The 22,771-nt window shown below is 67.6% G+C and carries 18 protein-coding genes; 6 read left to right on the top strand and 12 right to left on the bottom strand.

What is annotated here, in order from left to right; genetic code table 11:
- Positions 1-4: 4 nt before the first annotated feature.
- The 6 genes from typA to ACTIMO_RS08970 all read right to left on the bottom strand — a co-directional run bounded on the left by typA (position 5) and on the right by ACTIMO_RS08970 (position 9,751).
- Positions 5-1,921: a translational GTPase TypA gene (gene typA / locus ACTIMO_RS08995; RefSeq protein WP_055768529.1), complete on the bottom strand. Its 1,917-nt coding sequence runs from the start codon at positions 1,919-1,921 to the stop codon at positions 5-7.
- A 223-nt stretch (positions 1,922-2,144) separates the two neighbouring features.
- The gene (locus ACTIMO_RS08990) at positions 2,145-3,842 is read right to left on the bottom strand and encodes a dipeptide ABC transporter ATP-binding protein (RefSeq protein WP_448182189.1); all 1,698 of its coding nucleotides are present in this window, start codon (positions 3,840-3,842) and stop codon (positions 2,145-2,147) included.
- Positions 3,839-4,849 carry an ABC transporter permease gene (locus tag ACTIMO_RS08985; RefSeq protein ID WP_082471290.1) on the bottom strand — a complete coding sequence of 337 codons (1,011 nt, stop codon included), beginning with the start codon at positions 4,847-4,849 and terminating at the stop codon, positions 3,839-3,841. Before ACTIMO_RS08985 ends, ACTIMO_RS08990 begins: the two co-directional genes overlap by 4 nt.
- The gene (locus tag ACTIMO_RS08980; RefSeq protein ID WP_055768523.1) at positions 4,842-5,768 is read right to left on the bottom strand and encodes an ABC transporter permease; all 927 of its coding nucleotides are present in this window, start codon (positions 5,766-5,768) and stop codon (positions 4,842-4,844) included. Before ACTIMO_RS08980 ends, ACTIMO_RS08985 begins: the two co-directional genes overlap by 8 nt.
- A 136-nt stretch (positions 5,769-5,904) precedes the next feature.
- On the bottom strand, positions 5,905-7,542 hold the full coding sequence (locus tag ACTIMO_RS08975) for a peptide ABC transporter substrate-binding protein (protein ID WP_055768521.1): 1,638 nt from the start codon (positions 7,540-7,542) through the stop codon (positions 5,905-5,907).
- 379 nt (positions 7,543-7,921) lie between these two features.
- Positions 7,922-9,751 (bottom strand): ABC transporter ATP-binding protein, encoded by a 1,830-nt coding sequence (locus ACTIMO_RS08970; protein WP_055768519.1) that lies wholly within the window; start codon positions 9,749-9,751, stop codon positions 7,922-7,924.
- A gap of 89 nt (positions 9,752-9,840) precedes the next feature.
- Between ACTIMO_RS08970 and ACTIMO_RS08965 the strand changes: the two genes are divergently transcribed.
- On the top strand, positions 9,841-10,464 hold the full coding sequence (locus ACTIMO_RS08965; protein WP_055768517.1) for a PH domain-containing protein: 624 nt from the start codon (positions 9,841-9,843) through the stop codon (positions 10,462-10,464).
- 8 nt (positions 10,465-10,472) lie between these two features.
- Here ACTIMO_RS08965 and ACTIMO_RS08960 read toward each other — a convergent pair whose 3' ends face one another.
- The 3 genes from ACTIMO_RS08960 to ACTIMO_RS08950 all read right to left on the bottom strand — a co-directional run bounded on the left by ACTIMO_RS08960 (position 10,473) and on the right by ACTIMO_RS08950 (position 15,082).
- Positions 10,473-11,504, bottom strand: a complete 1,032-nt coding sequence (locus tag ACTIMO_RS08960; RefSeq protein WP_082471289.1) for an ABC transporter permease — start codon at positions 11,502-11,504, stop codon at positions 10,473-10,475.
- The gene (locus ACTIMO_RS08955; RefSeq protein ID WP_055768515.1) at positions 11,501-13,042 is read right to left on the bottom strand and encodes an ABC transporter permease; all 1,542 of its coding nucleotides are present in this window, start codon (positions 13,040-13,042) and stop codon (positions 11,501-11,503) included. Before ACTIMO_RS08955 ends, ACTIMO_RS08960 begins: the two co-directional genes overlap by 4 nt.
- A 243-nt stretch (positions 13,043-13,285) precedes the next feature.
- Positions 13,286-15,082 (bottom strand): ABC transporter family substrate-binding protein, encoded by a 1,797-nt coding sequence (locus tag ACTIMO_RS08950; protein ID WP_055768514.1) that lies wholly within the window; start codon positions 15,080-15,082, stop codon positions 13,286-13,288.
- Positions 15,083-15,504: 422 nt separating this feature from the next.
- On the opposite strand from ACTIMO_RS08950, the gene ACTIMO_RS08945 reads away from it, so the two are divergent.
- From ACTIMO_RS08945 to ACTIMO_RS08930, 4 genes are all read left to right on the top strand, one after another.
- The gene (locus tag ACTIMO_RS08945; protein WP_055768512.1) at positions 15,505-15,819 is read left to right on the top strand and encodes a hypothetical protein; all 315 of its coding nucleotides are present in this window, start codon (positions 15,505-15,507) and stop codon (positions 15,817-15,819) included.
- Positions 15,820-15,873: 54 nt separating this feature from the next.
- Entirely contained in the window at positions 15,874-16,122 is a 249-nt protein-coding gene (locus tag ACTIMO_RS08940; RefSeq protein WP_448182188.1) for a hypothetical protein, read from the top strand.
- A 138-nt stretch (positions 16,123-16,260) separates the two neighbouring features.
- The gene (locus ACTIMO_RS08935; RefSeq protein WP_055769309.1) at positions 16,261-16,638 is read left to right on the top strand and encodes a LexA family protein; all 378 of its coding nucleotides are present in this window, start codon (positions 16,261-16,263) and stop codon (positions 16,636-16,638) included.
- A gap of 43 nt (positions 16,639-16,681) precedes the next feature.
- Positions 16,682-17,971: a Y-family DNA polymerase gene (locus ACTIMO_RS08930; RefSeq protein ID WP_448182187.1), complete on the top strand. Its 1,290-nt coding sequence runs from the start codon at positions 16,682-16,684 to the stop codon at positions 17,969-17,971.
- 51 nt (positions 17,972-18,022) lie between these two features.
- Here the strand turns inward: ACTIMO_RS08930 and ychF are convergent, their stop codons facing one another.
- Positions 18,023-19,108 (bottom strand): redox-regulated ATPase YchF, encoded by a 1,086-nt coding sequence (gene ychF, locus ACTIMO_RS08925; protein ID WP_055768505.1) that lies wholly within the window; start codon positions 19,106-19,108, stop codon positions 18,023-18,025.
- Between the two features lie 83 nt (positions 19,109-19,191).
- Here ychF and rmuC point away from each other — a divergent pair, with 83 nt between their 5' ends.
- Positions 19,192-20,538: a DNA recombination protein RmuC gene (gene rmuC, locus ACTIMO_RS08920; RefSeq protein ID WP_448182186.1), complete on the top strand. Its 1,347-nt coding sequence runs from the start codon at positions 19,192-19,194 to the stop codon at positions 20,536-20,538.
- Between the two features lie 98 nt (positions 20,539-20,636).
- Here the strand turns inward: rmuC and ACTIMO_RS08915 are convergent, their stop codons facing one another.
- A complete protein-coding gene (locus ACTIMO_RS08915) occupies positions 20,637-21,734 on the bottom strand; it encodes a 4-hydroxy-3-methylbut-2-enyl diphosphate reductase (RefSeq protein WP_422390303.1) in 1,098 nt (365 codons plus the stop codon).
- A gap of 62 nt (positions 21,735-21,796) precedes the next feature.
- Positions 21,797-22,630: a hypothetical protein gene (locus ACTIMO_RS08910; RefSeq protein WP_422390304.1), complete on the bottom strand. Its 834-nt coding sequence runs from the start codon at positions 22,628-22,630 to the stop codon at positions 21,797-21,799.
- Between the last annotated feature and the right edge of the window lie 141 nt (positions 22,631-22,771).

Raw genomic sequence — 22,771 nt, 5'->3', positions numbered from 1 at the left:
GTGATCAGGCGCGGGCGCGTGAACGCGATGCGCGCATGCGCTCGTTGGCGTCCAGGATGACCTTGCGGATCCGGATGGACTCCGGCGTGACCTCCACGCACTCGTCCTCGCGGGCGAACTCGAGCGACTCCTCCAGCGTGAGGTTCCGCGGCGGCGTCAGGTTCTCGAAGGTGTCCGAGGAAGCCGCACGCATGTTGGTGAGCTTCTTCTCCTTCGTGATGTTGACCTCCATGTCGTCGGCGCGTGAGTTCTCGCCGACGATCATGCCCTCGTACACCTCGGAGGTGGGCTGGACGAAGAAGGAGCCGCGCTCCTGCAGGTTGATCATCGCGAACGGGGTCACGACACCGGCGCGGTCGGCGATCATCGACCCGTTGGTGCGGTACTCGATGTCACCGGCCCATGGCTCGTAGCCCTCGGAGATGGACGCGGCGATACCGGCGCCGCGCGTGTCCGTGAGGAAGCGGGTGCGGAAGCCGATCAGGCCTCGTGCGGGCACGATGAACTCCATACGGACCCAGCCGGTACCGTGGTTCGCCATGTTGGTCATGCGTCCCTTGCGGGCGGCCATGAGCTGCGTGACGCCGCCGAGGTACTCCTCGGGGACGTCGATGGTCATGTGCTCCATCGGCTCGTGGATCTTGCCGTCGATGGTCCTGGTGACCACCTGCGGCTTGCCGACCGTGAGCTCGAAGCCTTCGCGGCGCATCTGCTCCACGAGGATGGCCAGCGCGAGCTCGCCGCGGCCCTGGACCTCCCAGGCGTCGGGGCGGGCGGTGGGGAGCACGCGGAGCGAGACGTTGCCGATGAGCTCCTTGTCGAGGCGGTCCTTGACCTGGCGCGCGGTGACCTTTGCACCCTTGACCTTGCCGGCCAGCGGCGAGGTGTTGATCCCGATGGTGACGGAGATCGCGGGGTCGTCGACCGTGATGAGCGGCAGCGGCTGGGGATTGTCGACGTCCGTCAGGGTCTCGCCGATGGTGATGCCCTCGATACCGGCGACGGCGACGATCTCGCCGGGTCCCGCGGAGTCGGTGGGGACACGGTCGAGGGCCTTCGTGGCGAGCAGCTCGGTGATCTTGACGGTCTTGAGCTCACCGTTCTGACGGGCCCAGGCGACCTGCTGGCCCTTGCGGAGCGTGCCGTTGAAGATGCGGAGCAGAGCGAGGCGGCCGAGGAACGGCGAGGCGTCGAGGTTGGTGACGTGCGCCTGGAGGACACCGTCCGGGTTGTAGCGGGGCGCGGGGATGTGGTCGATGATCGTCTGGAACAGCGGTTCCAGGTTGTCGTTGGACGGCGCGCTGCCGTTCGCCGGCTGCTCGATCGACGCGGCACCCACGCGGGCCGCCGCGTAGACGACCGGCACGTTCAGGATGAGGTCGAGGTCCAGGTCGGGCACCTCGTCGGCGAGGTCGGAGGCGAGTCCGAGGAGCAGGTCCATCGACTCACTGACGACCTCCTCGATGCGGGAGTCCGGCCGATCCGTCTTGTTGACCAGGAGGATGACGGGAAGCTTGGCCGCGAGGGCCTTGCGGAGCACGAAGCGCGTCTGGGGCAGCGGGCCCTCGGACGCATCGACGAGCAGGACGACGCCGTCGACCATGGACAGCCCGCGCTCCACCTCGCCGCCGAAGTCGGCGTGGCCCGGGGTGTCGATGACGTTGATGGTGATGGTCTCGCCCTTGGCCGCGGGGCCGTCGTAGAACACCGTGGTGTTCTTCGCGAGGATGGTGATGCCCTTCTCGCGCTCGAGGTCGCCCGAGTCCATGACGCGGTCGGCCACGTCGCCGTGGGCCGCGAACGAATTGGTCTGCTTCAGCATGGCGTCGACCAGGGTGGTTTTTCCGTGGTCAACGTGGGCCACGATGGCTACGTTGCGGAGATCGCTGCGGACAGCGGTGTTGCCTGTGGTTTCAGACATGCGTGATTACTCAATTCGGTATCTACTGCGGGGAAATTGACGGCGGCTGCACTGCACGCCCTCTTACCAGTCTAGGCGCTGGGGAAAAACAGACCTAATGCGGCCTGTCAATGGCTGTTCGGATCGGTACCGGCACAGAACGACGGCGGCCCTCCGGGTGGAGGACCGCCGTCGTCGTGGTGCTGCGGCCGGCTCGGGCCGCGCCGCGCGATGCGCGGTGGGACTAGGCGACCTCGGGCGGCAGCTCGAGGGCAGCACCCGGGATCGCTGCGAGGAGCGCCTGGGTGTACGCGGTCGTCGGGTTGTCGAACACCTGGTCGGTGGTGCTCTGCTCCACGAGCTTCCCCTTCTCCATCACGGCCACGTGGTCGGCGATCTGCCGGACCACGGCGAGGTCGTGCGTGATGAAGAGGTAGCTGAGCCCGAGCTCGGACTGCAGGTCGGCGAGCAGGTTCAGGATCTGCGCCTGCACGAGCACGTCGAGTGCCGAGACGGCCTCGTCGCAGATGACGACCTCCGGGTCGAGGGCCAGCGCACGCGCGATCGCCACGCGCTGGCGCTGCCCGCCCGAGAGCTCGTTCGGGAAGCGCTGCATCATCGCGGACGGCAGGGCCACCTGGTCGAGGAGCTCCCGGACCTTCTTCTCGCGCGTCTTCGCCGTACCGACACCGTGGACCCGCAGGGGCTCCTCGATGGTCCGGTAGATGTTGTACATCGGATCGAGCGAGCCGTAGGGGTCCTGGAAGATCGGCTGCACGCGGCGGCGGAAGTCGAACATCTCCTTGCGCCCGAGCGTCGTGATGTCCACGCCGTCGAACCGGATGCTGCCCGACGTCGCCCCCTCCAGGCCGAGGACCATCTTCGCGACGGTCGACTTCCCGGATCCGGACTCGCCGACGACGGCCGTGGTGGTGCCGCGGGCGATCGAGAAGGACACTTTGTCCACCGCGGTGAAGTCGGTCGACTTGCCCCAGCTGCCGCGGATCTTGAAGACCTTCGTCAGGTCCTCGACCTCGATCACCCGGTCGAGCGCGGCGGTTGCCGTGACCGAGGGTGCCAGCAGGTCCTGCGTCCGGACACCGGCCTTCTTCGCCGACTCGATCCGGCGGGAGGCGATCGACGGCGCCGAGGCCACCAGCTTCTGCGTGTAGGGGTGGCGCGGGTTGGTGAGCAGCTCGAGCGCGGGCCCGGCCTCCACGACCTGACCCTTGTACATGACGATCACCTTGTGGGCGCGCTCGGCCGCGAGGCCGAGGTCATGGGTGATGAGCAGCACCGCGGTGCCGAGCTCCTCCGTCATGGTGTCGAGGTGGTCGAGGATCTGCCGCTGCACCGTCACGTCCAGGGCCGACGTCGGCTCGTCCGCGATGAGCAGGCGCGGCCTGCAGGAGAGCCCGATGGCGATCAGGGCGCGCTGGCGCATCCCGCCGGAGAACTCGTGCGGGTACTGGTTGGCGCGCGATGCGGCGTCGGGCAGGCCCGCCTCCGCGAGTACCTTCGCGACGTCCTGCGGCCCGCTCGGCAGGCCGTTGGCCTTCAGCGTCTCGCGCACCTGGAAGCCGATCTTCCAGACCGGATTGAGGTTGGACATCGGGTCCTGCGGCACCATGCCGATGGACGAACCCCGGAGCTCGACGATCCGCTTCTCCGAGGCGTGGGTGATGTCCTCGCCGTCGAAGATGATGCTGCCGTTGGACACGCGTCCGTTGGCGGGCAGGAGGCCGATCGCGGCCAGCGCCGTCGTCGACTTCCCGGACCCGGACTCCCCCACGATCGCGACGGTCTCGCCGGGCATGACGGTCAGGTGCGCGTTGCGCACCGCCGGTACGTCCCCGTTCGACGTCGAGAAGGTGATGGCCAGGTCCCGGAGCTCGAGGAGCGGCTGGGGCGTGGCGGTCTGGTGACCTGTGCTGTGGCTCATCGCTTGCGCGCCTTCGGGTCGAGAGCGTCACGCAGGGCGTCGCCCAGCATGATGAAGCTCAGAACGGTGATGGACAGGGCGAGGCCCGGCCAGAAGATGGCCATGGGGTTGCTCCGCAGCGAGGGCTTCGCCGAGAAGATGTCATTCCCCCAGGACATGACGTCCGGCGGGAGCCCGATCCCGAGGAAGGACAGCGTGGACTCCGCGACGATGAACGTCCCGAGCGAGATGGTCGCGATGACGATGACCGGTGCCAGGGCGTTCGGGATGACGTGCTTGACGAGGGCACCGAGCGGCGACACCCCGAGCGAGCGCGCCGCGGTCACGAAGTCGGCGTTGCGTACCTCGATCACGGCGGCCCTCGTGATGCGGGCGATCTGGGGCCAGCCGAACGTGACGAGGATGACGACGAGCGTCCAGACGTTGCGGTTCTGCTGGAAGACCGGCAGCTGCACGACGACGATCGCGCCGAGGATGAGCGGGAGCGCGAAGAAGATGTCGCCGATGCGGGCGAGGATCGCGTCGACCCAGCCACCGAAGAAGCCGGCGAGGGCGCCGATGAGGCCACCGATCAGGACCACGCCGAGGGTGGCGAACAGCCCGACCGTGAGGGACGACTGCGTGCCGTAGACGACGCGGGAGAGGATGTCGCAGCCCTGGACCGTGAAGCCGAGCGGGTGTCCCGCGACGGGCCCGCCGTCGGAGTTCTCGAGCAGGCAGTTCTCGTTGGGCGGTTCGTTGGTGAAGACACCGGGGAAGAGTGCCACGAAGATGACGGCGAGGATCAGGACGGCGCTGATGATGAACAGCGGCTGCTTGCGCAGGCTGCGCCAGGCCTCCCCCCAGAGACTGCGGGGGGCGGCGTCGGACACCGTGCTGTCCGTCGCGCGGACCGGCGTCTCGTCGACGTTCGCGACGAAGTGCTCGATCGGGTAGGCGGAGGTCTTGGTGCGGACCACGGGCGCCGGGCCCTGCGTGCCGGGTGAGGTGTGTGTTGGTTCAGGCATATCGAATCCTTGGGTCCAGCCACGCGTACAGGAGATCCACCAGCAGGTTCGCCAGGCAGAAGATGAGGATGAGGAACGTGACGATCGAGACGACCATCGGTCCGTCCCCGTTGAGCACGGCACGGTAGAGGGTGTTGCCGACGCCGTTGACGTTGAAGATGCCCTCGGTGACGATCGCGCCTCCCATGAGGGCGCCGAGGTCGGCGCCGAGGAAGGTCACCACCGGGATCAGCGAGTTGCGGAGGACATGGACGACGACGACGCGGCGGCGGCTGAGGCCCTTGGCCGTTGCCGTGCGCACGTAGTCCGCGTTGACGTTCTCGATGATGCTCGTGCGGGTGAGGCGGAGGACGTAGGCGAAGGACACGAGCCCGAGCACCACCGCCGGCAGGAGCAGCTCCGTGAAGGTGGCGTCGCCGCTCACGGTCGGATTGGTCCACTGCAGCTTCACGCCGATCAGGAACTGCATGAGGAAGCCGAGCACGAAGATGGGGACCGCGATCACGATCAGGGAGAGGACGAGGACGGAGGAGTCGAAGATCTTCCCCTTGCGGAGACCGGCGATGAGGCCGAAGACGATCCCGAACACGGCCTCGATGACGAGGGCCATGATGGCGAGCTTCGCAGTGGTCGGGAAGACCTCCGCGATGATGGTCGCGATCGGCCGGCCGGAGAAGTTCGTCCCGAGATCGAAGGTCAGGACGCCCTTGAGGTAGAGCAGGTACTGGATCCAGAACGGCTGGTCGAGGTTGTACTGCTCGCGCAGGCCGGCCACGACGGCGGGGGTGCAGCCGCGCTCGCCGCAGATCGCGGCGGTGGCGTCACCGGGGAGGCTGAAGACCAGGAAGTACACCAGCAGGGTGGCACCGAGGAAGACGGGGATCAGCTGGAGGAAACGTCGGACGATGTACCAGACCATCAGCGCCGACCTCCCGATGCCGACGGCGTCCGCACGGGACGCAGGTGGGGGTTGCTCATGAGGTGTTGGACCTTTTCGTTGGAGCACGGAAAAGGGGCCTGCCCGCAGGCGGGCAGGCCCCCTCGTCCGTTAGGGGTTACTTGCCGGTGATGGCGTAGTAGAGCGGAACACCGTTCCAGCCGAACTCGACGTTGTCCACGTTGCTGCTCCAGCCGCCCTGGGCGACCTGGTACCACAGCGGGATGGCCGGGAGATCCTCGAGGAGGTCCTCCTGCGCCGCGTTCATCGCCTCGTTGCCCTCTTCGACAGTGCTGGCTGCGAGACCGTCGGTCAGCTGCTGGTCGAACTCGGGGTTGCTGTAGCGGGCGTCGTTGGAGCCGGCGCCCGTGGCGTAGATGGGCCCGAGGAAGTTGTACAGCGACGGGTAGTCGGCCTGCCAGCCGGCGCGCAGTGCACCGGTGAGGGTCTCCTCCGTGGCTTCGGTGCGCGCTTCCTTGAACGTCGCGTACGGCTTGCCCGCGACCTCGATGCCGAGGTTGTTCTTGATGTTGTTCACCACGGCCTCGACCCAGGTCTTGTGGTCGCCCTTGTCGGCGTTGTAGCCGATGGTCAGGGGCTGCGACTCGTCGTAGGGCGCGATCTTCTCGGCGTCCTCCCAGAGCTTCTTGGCCTGCTCGGGGTTGTACTCGAGGTTCTCGCTCCCCGGCAGTTCGTCGCTGTAACCCTCGAGCACGGGGGCGGTGAAGTCCTTGGCGGGCTCGCGGCCACCGTTGAAGATGACCTCGGTGATCTCGTCGCGGTTGATCGACATAGACAGCGCCTGGCGGCGGAGCTTGCCGGCCTCACCCTCCCAGTTCGGGAGGTAGTACGGGATCGCAATCGTCTGGTTGCCCGCGTACGGCGACTCGATCGAGCGCTCGCCGAGGTCGTTCTTGAAGTTCTTGATGTCGCTCGTGGGGATCGTCTTCAGGACATCCAGGTTGTCCGAGATGAGGTCCTGGTACGCCGTCGTGTCGTTCTGGTAGATCTTGAACGTCACGCCACCGTTCTGCGCTTCCTGCGGGCCCTCGTACTCGTCATTGGGGACGAGTTCGATCTGCTGGTTGTGCTGCCAGGCACCCTCGGCGGCGAACTTGTACGGGCCGTTGCCGATCGGGTTCTCGCCGAACGCCGCGGGGTCCTCGAGGGCGGCGGCGGGCAGCGGGAAGAACGCGCTGTAGCCGAGGCGCAGCGGCCAGTCGGACTCGGGCTGCGAGAGCTTGACGGTGAAGGTGCGGTCGTCGACGACGGTGAGCCCGCTCATGGTCTCCACGGTGGAGCCCTCGGCGCTGGCTTCCTCGTACCCTTCGATGCTCTCGAAGAAGTAGCTGGAGAGCTGCGCGTTCTTGGCGGCGGCTCCGTAGTTCCAGGCATCCACGAAGGAGCTCGCGGTAACGGGATCGCCGTTGGTGAAGGTCTTCCCCTCCTTGAGCGTGATCGTGTAGTTCTGGGCGTCCTCGGTCTCGATGGACTCGGCCATCTCGTTCTCCGGCTTGCCGTCGGCGTCGTAGCTGACCAGCCCGGCGAAGATGAGGTCGAGGATGGCGCCGCCACCCACCTCGTTGGTGCTGGTGGGGATCAGCGGGTTCTGGGGCTCGGATCCGTCCACCACGATGACGGCATCGGTGGTGCCTTCGCTCGTGCCGGATTCATTGCTTCCGCCGCCGCATGCACTCAGCGACAGCGCGGCGATGGCCGCGACACTGAGCATCTTGGAAGTGCGCGTGAAACGCATTCCGCCTCCTAGGGATTGGGTTCTTCCGGCGCTGATGTGGCCGGTCTAGTGGCTCCGCAGAGAGCGAGAGCCAACTCACACCGAAAAATCATATGCCCGTTTCGTTGCTTCCCTGAACATCTGGGGAGGCTGGGCGCTGAACCGGGTCCCGACAGGAGGCGGCATCCGGGTCTTTCCGCAGGCCAGCGGTACCGGCGTGTGCTGGTCACGCTTGGATAACGACTGGCGGGATTCGGCCTCGAATACTGTACAGCGCCCTGTGGGTCCACGGCGGCGACCGCTGGCCGGCCACCCCGGGCCCGGCACGCGAAAGCCCGCCCTGAGTCATCAGGACGGGCTTCCGCGAGCAGCCGGCGATCCCCTGCGGGAGCGCGCGCTGTCAGTCGCTCGTCGCCATGAGTTTCGCCCGGAGTTCGCGGCGCTCCCGCTGCTTGGCCGGATCCGGCAGCGGTACGGCGGCCAGGAGGCGCTGCGTGTACGGATCCTGCGGGCTGCGCAGGATCTGGTCACGGCTGCCCTGCTCGACGATCCGCCCGCGCTTCATGACGCAGATGTAGTCGGCGAGGACGTCCACCACGGCGAGGTCGTGGGTGACGAACAGGCAGGCGAAACCGAGTTCGCGCTGCAGGTTCTGGAACAGTTCCAGCACCTTCGCCTGCACCGACACGTCCAGGGCCGACGTCGGCTCGTCCGCGACCATGAGCTTCGGCCGGAGCGAGAGCGCCCGGGCGATACCCACGCGCTGCTTCTGCCCTCCCGAGAGCTCGTGGGGGTACCGGTTCCGATAGGAGCGAGGGAGCTCCACCTGGTCCAGCAGCGTCTCGATGCGCTTCTGCAGGGCACCGCCCTTCGCCTCGCCGGCGAGGAACATGGGCTCGCCGATGCTCTCGCCGATGGGCAGCCGCGGGTTCAGGGACGACGACGGGTCCTGGAAGACCATGCCGACGTGCCGTCGCACGGCGCCCAGTTCCTTCGACGACGGACGGAAGCCCGAGATGTCGGTGCCCACGACCTTCAGGGAGCCCGCTGCGACGGGCAGCAGTCCCACAGCCGCCCGCCCGATGGTCGTCTTGCCCGAGCCGGACTCGCCCACCAGTCCGATGACCTGTCCGGGATACACCGTGAGGTTCGCCCCCTCGACCGCCCGGAAGGCAGGCACGCGGCCCTGTTTCGGGTACTCGATGGCGACGTCGACCAGTTCGAGCACGGGCTCGGCCGACGGCGCGGTGACCCGCACCTCGTCGTCGAGCTGCGCGAGGACCTCGTTCTCCCGCCGCTCGAGTTCGGCGTGGTCCACCGACTGGAGTTCGGTGTGCGTCGCCGCCGCCAGCGCCGCGGTGATGTCGACGTCGTCGTTCCCGTCACCCTGCCCGAGGTGCGGCACGGCGGCCAGCAGCGCCTTGGTGTACTCGTGCTGCGGATTGTTGAAGATCTGCTCCGCCGTGCCGGTCTCGACGATGCGCCCCTTGCGCATCACCGCGATCCGGTCCGCGAGGTCGGCCACCACACCCATGTCGTGCGTGATGAGCACGATGGCGCTGTTGAGCTGGTTCCGCAGGTTCCTCATGAGGTCGAGGATCTCGGCCTGCACGGTGACGTCGAGGGCCGTGGTGGGCTCGTCGGCGATCAGCAGCTTCGGGTCGCAGGAGAGGGACTGCGCGATCATGGCACGCTGCCGCTGCCCGCCGGAGAGCTGGTGGGGGTACGAGCGGAAGGCCTTGTCGGGATCGGGCAGTTCCACCATCTGCAGGAGGCGCAGGGCGCGCTGCCTGGCTTCGTCCGGCGAGATCTCGTTGTGCAGCCGCAGGGTCTCGACGATCTGGAAGCCGACGGTGTAGACGGGATTGAGCGCCGTCATCGGCTCCTGGAAGATGACCGCCACGTCGTTGCCGCGGATCTGCCGCAGCTTCGCAGGGGACATCGTGAGGACGGACTTGCCGTTGAGCAGCACCTCCCCCGTCACGCGGCTGTTGGAGGGCAGGAGGCCGAGGAGCGACATCGAGCTCGCGCTCTTGCCGGAGCCCGACTCGCCCACGATCGCCAGGACCTCACCCGCGTTGACCTCGTAGTTCAGGTCGATGGCGGCGGGTACCCACTGCTTGTCGACGCCGAAGTCCACGCTGAGGTTGCGGACCTCGAGCACGGGCCCCTGCGCTGCCGGGCCGCCCGCTCCGGCTTCTGGCGTACCGCCGATGACCTGTGTACTCATGAGGGGTTCTCCTTCGTGGCGGAGCCCGCGCCGGTGGGCCGGGGCTCCTCGATTGCCGCGGGCGGCGTCGGTGCTGGGACCATGGAGCCATGGACAGCTCGAGTGTGGCCGGAGCCACCGTCTTCAAGGCGCAGACCAGCAGGTGGTTCACGGGTCTCGCCGTACTGGTGACCGCAGGGGGCCTCGCCTCCGTCGTGGCGACGGACGGCCCGGCCGGCCTGCTGACCGCGTGGCCGCTCCTCGGCATCGCCTACGGGGGGTGGTGGCTGTTCTGGTATCCGGCGGTCCTCGTCGCCGAAGACGCCGTCACGCTCCGCAATCCCCTGGTCACGGTGCGCGTCCCGTGGAACGCCCTGGTCGACGTCGATACCAGGTACGCCCTGAAACTGGTCACGCCGTCGCGCGGGTACACCGCCTGGGCAGCTCCCGCTCCCGGCGTGTGGGGCACGCACTCCGGCAAGGTGGAGCACCTGACGAACCTCCCGTCGACGAGCTACGGACCCGGTGGGTCGGTTCGACCCGGCGACCTGAAGAACACCGACTCCGGCCACGCGGCGTATCTCGTCCGCTCGCACTGGCAGGACCTGGTCGAGACCGGCCGGCTCGACGTGGACCGGCAGGAGAAGGCGCGGCGCAGCTGGAACCTGGCGCCCCTCGCGGTGGGCGTCCTCCTGGTCGTCGCGACGGCCCTGACGCCCGGCGTCGTCTCCTAGGAGGGACCTCACGCCGCGGGCTTCCCTGCGTCCTTCGCCCGGCCGGCGTTGAACTTCTTCTGCCGCGGGTCGAAGGCGTCCCGCAGGCCGTCGCCGATGAAGTTGATGCACAGGCAGATCAGCACGATGAACAGTCCCGGGAACCAGAACAGCCACGGCCTGGTCTGGAAGGCCTCCTGGTTCTGGCTGATGATGAGTCCGAGGGACACGTCCGGCGCCTTGACGCCGAACCCGATGTAGCTCAGGGCGGTCTCGAGCAGGATGGCCGAGGACATGAGCAGGGTCGTGTTGACGATGATCACGCCGACGGCGTTCGGCAGGATGTGCTTGAAGATGATGCGCGTGTTGGACGCGCCGGCGATCTTGGCCGCGTCCACGAACTCGCGCTCACGCAGCGTCAGGAACTCGCCGCGCACCAGGCGGGCGAGCCCCGTCCAGAGCACCAGGCCGAGGAACAGGCCGAGGAGCCAGATCTGCGCCCCCGACCCCACGTATCGGTTCACGGCCTGGCCGAGCGTCGCTGCGGCGAGGACCACGGGGATGATGATGATGATGTCCGTGAAGCGCATCAGCACGGCCTCGGTCCAGCCGCGGAAGTACCCGGAGCAGGCGCCGACGATCACGCCGACGAGTCCCGCGAGTGCGCCGATGATGAACATGATGATGATGGAGTTCTGCGTCCCGCGCATCGTCATGGCGAAGTAGTCCCGGCCGATCGAGTCCTGCCCGAACGGATGGTCCCCCCAGCTGAACGGGCCGGTGACGGTGGGCGCCCCACCGTTGAGCAGGGGCAGGAACTCGGTGTGGTTGTACTTCCACCAGCCCGGGATGCCCGCGAAGCCCACGGAGGTGAACGCCATGAGGAAGATGACGGCGAAGGCGACGAGGCTGATGATCGCCGCGGTGTTGTCGAAGAACTTCCGGCGGACGATCTGGCCCTGCGACAGGCCCTTGGCCTCCGGTTCGGGTGCGGGATGCGTGGGGCCGGTGACGGTGGCCGCTTCGCCGCTCGGGAGGTCCGAGGGAGTCTGGATGCTCATGCTTTCACCCTTACGCGAGGATCGAGGAACGAGTAGACGATATCGGCGACCAGGTTGAAGACGAGTGCGAGGATGCCCGCCACGAGGAAGAAGCCCATGATGGGATCGGGATCGGTCCGCTGCAGCGCCTGGACGAACAGCTGGCCCATGCCGGCGAAGGCGAAGACCTGCTCGGTGATGATGGCGCCGCCGATCAGGGCGCCGATGTCGAAGGCGACGAGGGTGGCGAGGGGGATGAGCGCGTTGCGGAAGGCGTGCCGCATGACGACGGTCCGCTCGCTGAGGCCCTTCGCGCGCCCGGTCCGGATGTAGTCCATGTTCATGATCTCGAGCATCGAGGCCCTGGAGTACCTGCTGTAGCTGGCGAGGGACGCGAGCAGGAGCGCGAGCGTCGGCAGGAGGAGGTGGGTGAAGGTGTCGAGGCCGTTGATCCAGAAGGTCCCGTCGAGGCCCGGGGTCTCCGCGCCGACCGTGGCGATCGGGCGGCCCCGCACGCGTGAGTTGCTGACGTAGGAGGGCCACGTGACCATGAAGCGGTCCACCACGATCAGCAGGCCCATCAGGACGCCCGTGAGGGCGGCCGCGCGCATGCTCTGTCCCCGGTCGTAGCCGCCCATCGCGAATCCGACGCCCATGCCGACGAGCACGGTGATGACCGCGAGGATGATGATCATCCAGATGGTCGCGGCGTTGAGGATCGGGTTCACCACGTAGTAGGCCACGAGCCCCACCGCGACCATGATCAGCGAGGAGACGAGCGCCTTGCGGTTACGCAGCCCCGCCGTCAGCAGCACGATCCCGAACGCGATGCCGACTCCGGTCACCAGGATGACGATCGGGCCGAGGCCCGGCGTCGAGAACCAGTCGACGAGGTCCAGGACGAAGAGCAGGGCGGCAGCGACGACGGCGCCGAGGAGGAAGGCGATGCCCTTCCGCTTCCAGGACCGGCTGGCGAACAGGGCCCAGATGAGGCCGCTCGCAATCGCGACGACGACGATGGTGCTGACCGGTATGTCGGGGTCGGCGAGGAAGTTGTTGAAGCCGATGGCGCCGAACTCCTTCAGGAGCACCGCGAGCCAGAAGATCGGCAGGGAGAAGAACAGGAAGGACATGAAGGTGACGCCGTAGTCGAGGCCGCTGTACTGCCGCAGTGCGGTGATGATGCCCAGCGAGATGCCGATGATGATGGCGAGGACGGTGGCGGTGCTGACGAGGGTGATGGTGTTGCCCATCGCGCGGGCGAGCGAGGTCGTGACGGACTCCCCCTGGATGCTGGCTCCCAGGTCACAGGTCGCCGCGAAGGGGACCAGGCACTTCACGGCCCCGGACAGCCAGCCGAAGTAGCGCAGCGGCGCAGGGGTGTTGAGGTCGAGAAGCTCCGTGCGGGCCTGGATCAGCTGCTCCCTGTTGGGCGCGTTACTGGCCCTGAGGTCCTCCAGCGGGTCCCCCGAGAGGGCGGTGAGCTGGTAGACGACGAAGGACGCGCCTAACAGGATGAGGACGGCGGTCACGAGACGCCGGACGATGTAGGTCACCATAGGTTTTAAAGCCTCAATGTCGGATGCGGATGGGGTCTACCCGCGCTTTGGCGAAAGTGTAGTGCAGGGCCCCGGGGTACGGAATGTGGCGTTTCCCAATCAGTCCGCCCGCCCGGGACCAGCGGCGTCGGCCCTTCCGCAACGCCGGCGGACCGCGGCGCACGGCACGAAAAAAGACGCCGGGACGGGCGAGTTCCCCTGTCCCGGCGCCTCTCTACGAGCGTGCCTGATGCAGCGGTGAGGCTACTGGACGACCTGCCAGTCCCAGAAGTTCCACCAGACGCCTGTCTGGTTCGGCATGTACTCGATGCCGGTGACGTTGTCGCTGTACGCGTCCACGCCGGGAACCTGGAACAGGGGCAGTCCGTACTTCGAATCCCAGATGAACTTGTCGATCTGCACCTGCAGGGCGTCCTGCTCGTCGGGATCCGTGGTCACGATCAGCTCGTCCATCAGCTCATCGGCCTCCGGGCTGGAGAAGCCGTTGAAGTTCGAGCCGTTGCCGGACTTGAAGATCTGCGGGACGCCGGACACGCCGACACCCGAGTTGATCCAGCCGAAGATCGTGGCGTCGTACGTGCCGTTGCCGAGCGCGGCCCCCCAGTCGGAGGACCCCAGTCCACCGTCGACGATCTTGAACCCGGCCTGGGCGGCCGACTCCGCGATCAGCGTGTACGAGTTGAGGCGGTTCGGGTTGTCGCGGTTGTACATGATCCGGACCTCGGGGGTGGCGCCGTCGAGCAGCTCCTTGGCACCCTCGATGTCGACCTCGCCGTAGGCCTCGGAACCGTTGTTGGACGAGGACTCCTCATAGGGAGCCTGGTCGGTCAGGAACAGCTGCGAATCGAGCGGCTGCGCATCCGGGTTGATCTTCTTCACGATCGTGTCGACGATCTGCTGGCGCGGAACCGTCTTCATGAAGGCCTCACGCACGGCCTCGTCCTCGAAGACACCGCTGAAGTTCAGGTCGAGGTGGTCATAGGAGAGCTGGTTGCCCTGCTCCACCGTGACGCCTTCGAGCCCTTCGAGCTGCTCGACCGTGTCCGCGGATGCCTGAGGCGCGATGATGTCGACCTCGCCGTTCTGCAGGGCCTGGACCTGCGCCGGAGCCTCGCCGATGTAGCGGACCGTGATCTCGTCCACCTTGGCTTCCGGGCCCCAGCTGTAGTCCTCGTTGCGGGTCAGCGTCATCGACTGGTCCGGCGTGATGGCCGAGGCGATGAACGGGCCGTTCGAGAGGAACAGAGACTCGTCGGTCGGCAGTGACTTCGTGTCGAAGCCGGTGTTCCAGAAGTCGGCGAGGGCCTGCACCTCGGGACGCTCGACCGGGCTCTCGGGGTCGCCCTTGGGCTCGGTCTCGATGAGCTCGATCAGTGCGTCCTCGTCGGCCAGGCCGCCCTTCTCGGCCAGCACGTGCGCGGGAGTGGAGATGCCGCCCTCGGTCATGAGGCCGAACGCCACCTCGTAGTCCGCGAAGGGCTCCGAGTAGTTCAGGGTGATGGACCGTCCGTCGTCGCCGATCTCCGGCAGTTCGGTGAGGGCGAGTCCGCCGGTGTCGCCCGCGTAGTCGAAGTAGGTCGCCCCGGAGACGATCTCGCCGGCGTCGTCGGTGGTGGCGTCGTTGAAGTAGCCGGACCCGATGGCCCAGGAGAGCAGGAGGTCTCCGCCGTCGACCGGTTCGCCATCGGACCAGTTGACGCCCTCGTTGACCGTGTACTTCACGCTCAGGGGATCCTCGGAGAGGACCTCCATGGTGCCGAAGTCCTCGTTCTTCTCCACCTCGAGGTCATTGTTGATGTAGACGAAGCCGGAGTGGGTCGCGTAGGCGATCTTGCCGTTGATGTCCACGTTGCCCTCGGAGCTGTTCGAATTGAACGAGCTGAAGGCATTCACTTCTACGACGCGGATGTTTCCGCCCGTTGCTTCGCCCTCGGCGCTCTCCTCGGGAGTCTCTGTTCCCGTGTTCGCAGCGCAGGCACTCAATGCGAGCGCCGCGACAGCAGCAACCCCCAAAGCCTTGGAAGTACGTCCGAAACGCATTCCGCCTCCTATTTCTCAGTGTGGTTCCAGCTTCACGCGGTGTTGCATGACAGCCGACACGCGACCCCCAGGGGGTGATGTCACTCACATGAGCGACAGCCTAGGGGCACATTGTTACCAGCAGGTATCCATCGGACTGGGCACTCCCCTGTTGTTATCGAGCTGCAACCAAATGTTCACAGTCCTTCTCCAGCATCTTTTCAGCGCCGCGTGGGCCGGGCCGGGCTCCCCCGCCGGTGGCGACCGTACCCGCGGTCCGGCGCTCCGCCGCGGGTCTGTACAGTCCGACGTCGTCGCCCGCCCGCGGCTTGAACGCTCGCGCGGCGGGTGTTTTGCTTAGGACACCGCGGCGGCGCCGGCAGGCCGGCGGACAACGGATCGCCGCCCCGGCGGGGCGGGCGACCAGACGGATGAGGAGCACCATGGCCTGGCTGTTCGTCGACCAGCATGCAGCGGTGTGGGACGACGACGCCAACGTGCAGGCAGCCATCGGCGCCCTGAAGGCGCGGCTCGACCAGCACAGGGAGGTGCACCTCTCCATCCAGAGCAAGGGATTGAAGGGGCCCGTCTTCGTCATCACCAGGGAGACGGTGCTCAGCTCGCCCGAGCTCAACAACCGGTTCAATGCGGATCTCTTCGCGGAGCTCACCACCCCGACCGCGCGCAACAGCCCCACCATCCACTGGTTCTCCGACGGCCGGGGTTTCGTCTCGGAGACCAACAGCCGGATGTGGTGAGGGCCGGACCGGAGCGTCGCCGGCAGCAGGAGTGTCCGTCGAGAAGGAGCACACATGCCAGAGCAGTTCCTCGCCCCCAGGTACCCCAGCTTCGCCGGCGTCCTCGACGATGCCGCACGGCAGCAGCTGATCGAGACGGCGTCCATGCCCTTCGTGTACCCGCACCTGGCCAGCGTGCCCGACGCGCACCTCGGCAAGGGATGCGCCGTGGGTACCGGGTTGACGCTCGGCGGAACGATCAGGACGTCGCCTCAGCAGGACCCCCGGCGTGAGCGGACATCGGGTGTCACCGGCGACGTCTAGGATCAGGTGCCTGAGCCGGGGCCGCGCTCCAGGTGGGCCGGCAAGAAAAAGGAAGAGGTGCGCGGACGCGTGGATGAGTTCGGAGCCTCAGGGACGACGATCGGCCGGCCGGCTCCGGCTGCTGCCCGCACCGAGCTCATGCCGTCAGGATTCGCCTCGCCCGCACAGGACTGGTTCGAGGACAGGATCGACCTCAACAGGCATCTCATCCCGGACATCACCAGCACCTACATCGTGCGGGTGTCCGGGCACGCGATGGAGGGTGCCGGCATCTCCGACGGCGACGAACTGATCGTCGACCGGGCCCTGCAGCCCAGGGACCGGTCCGTGGTCATCGCCGTCCTCGACGGGGAGTTCGTCATCCGGAGGCTGCGAGTCGCGAGCCGTGATCCCGGCTCAGGTGCCGGGGCGGTCACCCTCGTCGCGGCCAGTGCCGTCTACCCGGACATCCCTGTTCCGGATCCTGAGGATCTCGTCATCTGGGGCGTCGCGACCAGGTGCCTGCACCGTGTCTGACCCGGAGTCACGGATCCGGGCTTCGACGCCCACGAGGTCGAGTGTGGCCCTGGTCGACGTCAACAACTTCTACGTCTCCTCCGAGCGGGCTTTCGACCCGTCGCTCGAGGGGAAACCGCTGGTCGTGCTGTCGAACAACGACGGCTGCGTGATCACCCGCAGCGCAGAGGCAAAAGCTCTGGGTATCCCGATGGGGGCTCCGTGGTTCCAGATCGCGGAGCAGGCGAAGGCCTGGGGGCTGCAGGCCCGGTCGAGCAACTACGAGCTGTACGGGGACATGAGCGCCCGCGTCATGGAAGTCCTCGGCCGGCACACGACCGACCTCGAGATCTACAGCATCGACGAAGCGTTCCTGACCCTCCGCGGTGCTCACCTCGAGCAACGCACCACCGGCAGGACCATCAAACAGACGGTGCAGAGGAACACCGGGCTCCCGGTCTGCGTGGGCATCGCGCCCACGAAAACACTCGCGAAGCTCGCCAACCGCTGGGCCAAGGGGAACACGCGGCTCGACGGTGTCTGCCACTGGGAGCTCATCCCGGCCGGGCAGCGTGAGGCGCTCCTGCTCAGGCTGAAGGTCACTGACATCTGGGGTGTCGGCGCCAGGAGCGCTGCACGCCTGAACGCGCTCGGCATCGACTCGGCGTGGGACCTGACGCAGGCCGATCCGGTGATGATCCGGAAGAAGTTCTCGGTGGTGCTGATGCGCACCGTGCTGGAACTGCAGGGCACGCCCTGCATCACGTCCAACGAGTCCACAGGCAACGAGCAGGTCATGTTCTCCCGGTCCTTCGCTCATCCGGTCAGCACTCCGGAGGCCATGCGGCAGGCGTTGAGCGTCTACGCCCAGGGAGCTGCGTCACGCCTGGCACGCAAAGACCTCCAGGGCAGAGTGCTCACCGCGTTCGCCGGTACCTCACCCTTCAGCACCGGCACCAGGAGCTCGCCCAGCATCTGCATTCCCTTGCCTGTGCACACCGCTGATCCGCTCGAACTCACACGGGCTGCGCACAGGCTGCTGCCCGTCATCGAAGAAGGCGTCTCCTACATCCGCGCCGGCGTCATCATCACCGACCTCCAGCCCGTCGGGACACAGGACTCGCTCCTGAGCCTCGAGCTGGGCTCGGGCGAAGACGCGGACCCGGAGGGCGGGAGAGCCGGTGCGAAAGACACCGGCCCGCTGCTCCACGAGATCAGCCAGAGATTCGGGCGCTCCTCCATCGGTCTCGGTCACGCCGGCCTCAGGGCAGGCTCGGAGTGGACGATGAAGCGCGACATGCTCTCGCCGCACTACACGACGAAGTGGGCGGACCTCCCGGTCGTCAAAGCCTGATCGGGCTTCCGTCGGGCGACAAACCACCCACGGGATGTCGGGACACGAGAGCTACACGTTGAACCGGAACTCCACCACGTCGCCGTCGGACATGACGTACTCCTTGCCCTCGATGCGCACCTTGCCCCGGGACTTGGCCTCGCTCATCGAACCGGCATCGATGAGGTCGTCGAAGGAGACGACCTCGGCCTTGATGAAGCCTCGCTGGAAGTCGGAGTGGATGACACCGGCGGCCTCGGGCGCCGTTGCGCCCTTCTTGATGGTCCAGGCGCGGCTCTCCTTGGGGCCCGCCGTCAGGTAGGTCTGGAGACCGAGGGTGTGGAACCCGACCCGCGCGAGCTGGTCGAGGCCGGATTCCTCCTGGCCGTTCATCTCGAGCATCTCGCGGGCCTCGGCCTCGTCGAGTTCCACGAGGTCCGCTTCGAGCTTGGCGTCGAGGAAGATGGCGTCGGCGGGAGCGACGAGCTGACTGAGCTCGGCCTGGCGGTGCGCGCTGCCGAGGACGGCGTCGTCGACGTTGAACACGTAGATGAAGGGCTTGGCCGTCAGCAGGCTGAGCTCGCGGAGGTGCTCCATCTCCAGCTTGTCGCCCGCGACGGAGGAGAAGATCGTGTCGCCGCGCTCGAGCACGGCCTGCGCCGCCTGCATCGCGGCCAGCTGGGCGGCCTCGCGCTTCTTGATCTTCACTTCCTTCTCGACGCGCGGGATCGCCTTCTCGAGCGTCTGCAGGTCGGCGAGGATGAGCTCGGTGTTGATGGTCTCCATGTCCGAGCGCGGATCCACCTTGCCGTCCACGTGGATGACATCGGGATCGTCGAACACGCGGATCACCTGGGCGATCGCCTCGGCCTCGCGGATGTTGGCGAGGAACTGGTTGCCGAGGCCCTCGCCCTCGGACGCGCCCTTCACGATGCCCGCGATGTCCACGAAGGACACCGTCGCGGGGAGGAGCTGCTTCGAGCTGAAGACCTCGGCGAGCTTGGCAAGACGCGGATCGGGAAGGCTGACCACCCCGACATTCGGCTCGATGGTAGCGAACGGGTAGTTCGCAGCCAGCACGTTGTTGCGCGTCAGCGCGTTGAAGAGGGTTGATTTGCCGACGTTGGGCAGTCCGACGATGCCGATAGTAAGAGCCACGGGAGACAAGTCTACCGGGCCTCGACGGACCCTCCTCCGGTGTGGTGGGCCTGAATGTCGGAGGTTCCTGCGACAGTGTGGGCATGAGCACCACCGCCCTCCTTCTCGTCCTCCTCGCCTTCGTCCTCGGCTGCGCCGTGGGCGCCTTCCTCGTCGCCCACACTCAGCGCCCCCGTGCCGAGGAGCTCCGGACCGAGCTCGACGACGCCGCTGCCCGCCTCGGCAGGACGACGACGGACCTGGCGGCCGCGTCGGCGCAGCGGGACCTCTTGCAGCAGCACAACCGTGAGCTGTCAGGGAAGACCTCGACGGACCAGGAGGTGCTGCGGGCCCTGGCCCCTGTCGCGGAGAAGCTCTCCCAGGTCCAGCGGCAGGTCGGCCTGCTGGAGCGCGACCGCGTGGAGCAGTACGGACAGCTCGCCCGGCAGCTCGAGGAAGCCCGGGCGGTCGACGCGCGGCTGCTCTCGACGACGCATTCGCTGGCGGGAGCACTGCGCAGCACCAGCGCCCGCGGGCAGTGGGGCGAGGTGCAGCTGCGCCGGGTCGTGGAGGCTGCCGGGATGCTCTCCCGCGTCGACTTCATGGAGCAGGTCTCCTTCGACGGGGGCGAGGGCGGGGACCGCGCGCGGCCGGACATGGTGGTGCAGCTGCCCGGTGACAAGCAACTGGTGATCGATGCGAAGGTGCCACTGAGCGCCTTCCTCACCGCCCAGGAACTTGACGGCAGGTCCGACGACTGGGCAGAGGCGGATGCCGCAGCCCTCGAGGCACGCCGCTCCGAGCTGCTGCGCCAGCACGGGAAGGCGCTGCGCGCGCACGTCGATGCGCTGGCGAAGAAGAAGTACTGGGAAGGCGCCGCGAACTCCCCCGAGCTGGTCATCTGCTTCATCCCCGTCGAGTCGGTCCTGTCCGAGGCGCTGCGTGCCGATCCCGAACTGCTCGACTATGCCTTCTCGCGGAACGTGGCCCTGGCCTCCCCTGTCTCCCTGCTCGGGATCCTCAAGGGCGCCGCGTTCAGCTGGCGACAGGCTGTTCTCACGGACAATGCCCGGGAACTCTTCGATCTGTCCAAGCAGCTCTACGAACGGCTCGGGACGATGGGCGGCCACGTGACGCGTCTCGGCGCATCGCTCAAGACCTCGGTGGAGCGCTACAACTCCTTCGTCGGCGCGCTCGAATCGAGGGTCCTGCCGACTGCACGGCGCATCGGCGCTTTCGACTCGGCCACCCTCGATGCGGTGGACGCTGCGGCCGACGGGGCGCACGACGGACCGGACGGCACACAGGGTGCCGGGGTGAGCCTGCTCGGTACCGCCCGCGCGCAGCGGGCCGGCAGCAGCGCTGCGGGATCGGCCCAGCCTGCTGCGACCATCGACGCGACGCCCCGGTCCCTGACGGCCCACGAGCTGCTCGAGGGTACCGCGGGTTGACGTGCCGGCCGGTACACGGAGAGTACTGACGGATCCGACGCCGATCGGGTCTGCCCTGGCGGCCGATGCGGTGCGACGGCGGTGGGACGCGTCGAAGCCTAGTTGAGCGAGCCGCGATCAGGCCGGGGACCGCGACCGCCGCGGCCCTGCGAGGGATCGCCCATCGCCTTGAGGGCGGCGCGGATCTCCTTGGGCAGCGAGAAGATGATGTCCTCCTCGGCCGTGACGACCTCCTCGACGTCCCCGTAGCCGTAGTCGGCGAGGAGCCGGAGGACGTCCTGGACGAGGTTCTCGGGAACGGAGGCACCCGAGGAGATGCCCACCGTCGCGACACCCTCGAACCAGGACTCGTCCACCTCGTTCGCGAAGTCGACCCGGTGCGACGCCTTGGCCCCGTACTCGAGCGCGACCTCCACCAGGCGGACCGAGTTCGAGGAGTTGGCCGAACCGACCACGATCACCAGGTCCGACTCCGGGGCGATCTTCTTGATGGCGGCCTGGCGATTCGACGTCGCGTAGCAGATGTCATCGCTGGGCGGATCCTGCAGCGTGGGGAACCGCTCCTTGAGGAGGTTGACGGTCAACATGGTCTCGTCGACGCTCAAGGTCGTCTGCGAGAGCCAGATGAGCCGTTCCGGGTCGCGGACCTGGACCTTGTCGACGTCCTCCGGTCCGTTGACGATCTGGATGTGCTCTGGTGCCTCACCGGCGGTGCCCTCCACCTCCTCGTGGCCTTCGTGGCCGATCAGGAGGATGTCGAAGTCGTCGCGGGCGAAGCGCTGCGCCTCCTTGTGCACCTTCGTGACGAGGGGGCAGGTGGCGTCGATCGTGCGCAGTCCGCGATCCTCCGCCGATTGCACGACGGCGGGCGAGACACCATGCGCCGAGAAGACCACCAGGGCGCCCTCGGGAACCTCGTCCGTCTCGTCGACGAACACCGCGCCCTTCGCCTCGAGAGTGGAGACGACGTGCAGGTTGTGGACGATCTGCTTGCGCACGTACACCGGAGGGCCGTAGTGCTCGAGGGCCTTCTCGACGGCGATCACGGCGCGGTCGACGCCGGCACAGTACCCGCGCGGCGCTGCGAGCAGCACCTTCTTCGGTCCCGCCACCGGCGCGCCCGCGGCGACGTCCTCCGGGGAGCGGCGTCGGCGCGGGATGGTGGGCATGGGGACCTGAACGGTGGTACTGGTCATGCCCTGATTCTACCGGGTCGGGGACAGACGCCCGGCTGATCCGCGTGCGGCTCCGCTGTGAGCTAAGCCCTACCCCGGCGCCCGACAGCGAGCTGGAGGGCGACTCCGAGCACGAGGGCCACGAGGCCCCCAAGGAGCACGGGAACGCTGGACACCGCGATGTCTGCACCGGCGCGTTCGGCGAGACCCCGGACGAAGACGTCGGCGATCGCGCTCGTCCCGGGGGCCCGGTCGAGGGCGGCCGGGACCCACTCACGGGCGAGCAGTCCCAGCCCTCCGATGCCCAGCACTCCGAGTCCGAGCAACGCCAGGGTGGTACCCCGCCGCCGGGCGGCCAGCAGCGCCAGCACGGCGAGGATGCCCGCACCGGCGAGATACATCGCCCAGGACTGCACGACGTCGGCGACCCCGCTCAGCAGCCCGCCGCGCTCGATCGATCCGATGTCGATCGTGGTGTCCTCCGGGAGCGGGACGTCCACGCCGAGGCCGCCTCCGATGCCATCGGCCACCAGGTGCACGACGGGTCCGAGATCGAGTGTCAGGACGGCCGGGCCGGGGTCGGGCGCCTGGGCGAAGGTGAAGGCATGGGACAGGCGGAGCGTCTCCGACCAGGCTGCCGGATAGCCGGATGCCTCCATGACGGCGCCGGCCGCGTTGCGGACGAGGGGCTCGACGAAGGAATCGAGCCGGTCCGGCAGACCCGTGCTACCCGTCACCTCCTCGACGAGCGAGTCCGACAGCGCAGCCTGGAAGTCGGCGTCCTCCGCGAGGGGGGCAGCGAGCGCGACGAACCCCGATTCCTGCACGAGGTTCTCGTCGATCCAGGCCGAGGCCAGTCCGATCGCTGCCGCGCAGAGCGCGAGGAGGGCCAGCAGGGCAGAGAGGAGGGTCCGCATGAAGTCCTTAGGCTCGAGGTCCGACCCATGATTATGCCTGTTCACCGCAGCGGTGGCCCAGCGGGACCGGCCGGTGGCGGTAGCCTCGAAACGCACATAGACGCCGGCCGAGCGACGTCCCGGGGGTCGCAGGTGATACAG

Source organism: Arthrobacter sp. CP30 (assembly GCF_053470025.1).
Note: the sequence above shows the minus strand (reverse complement) of the source record. Positions and strands in the feature narration are given on the sequence as shown.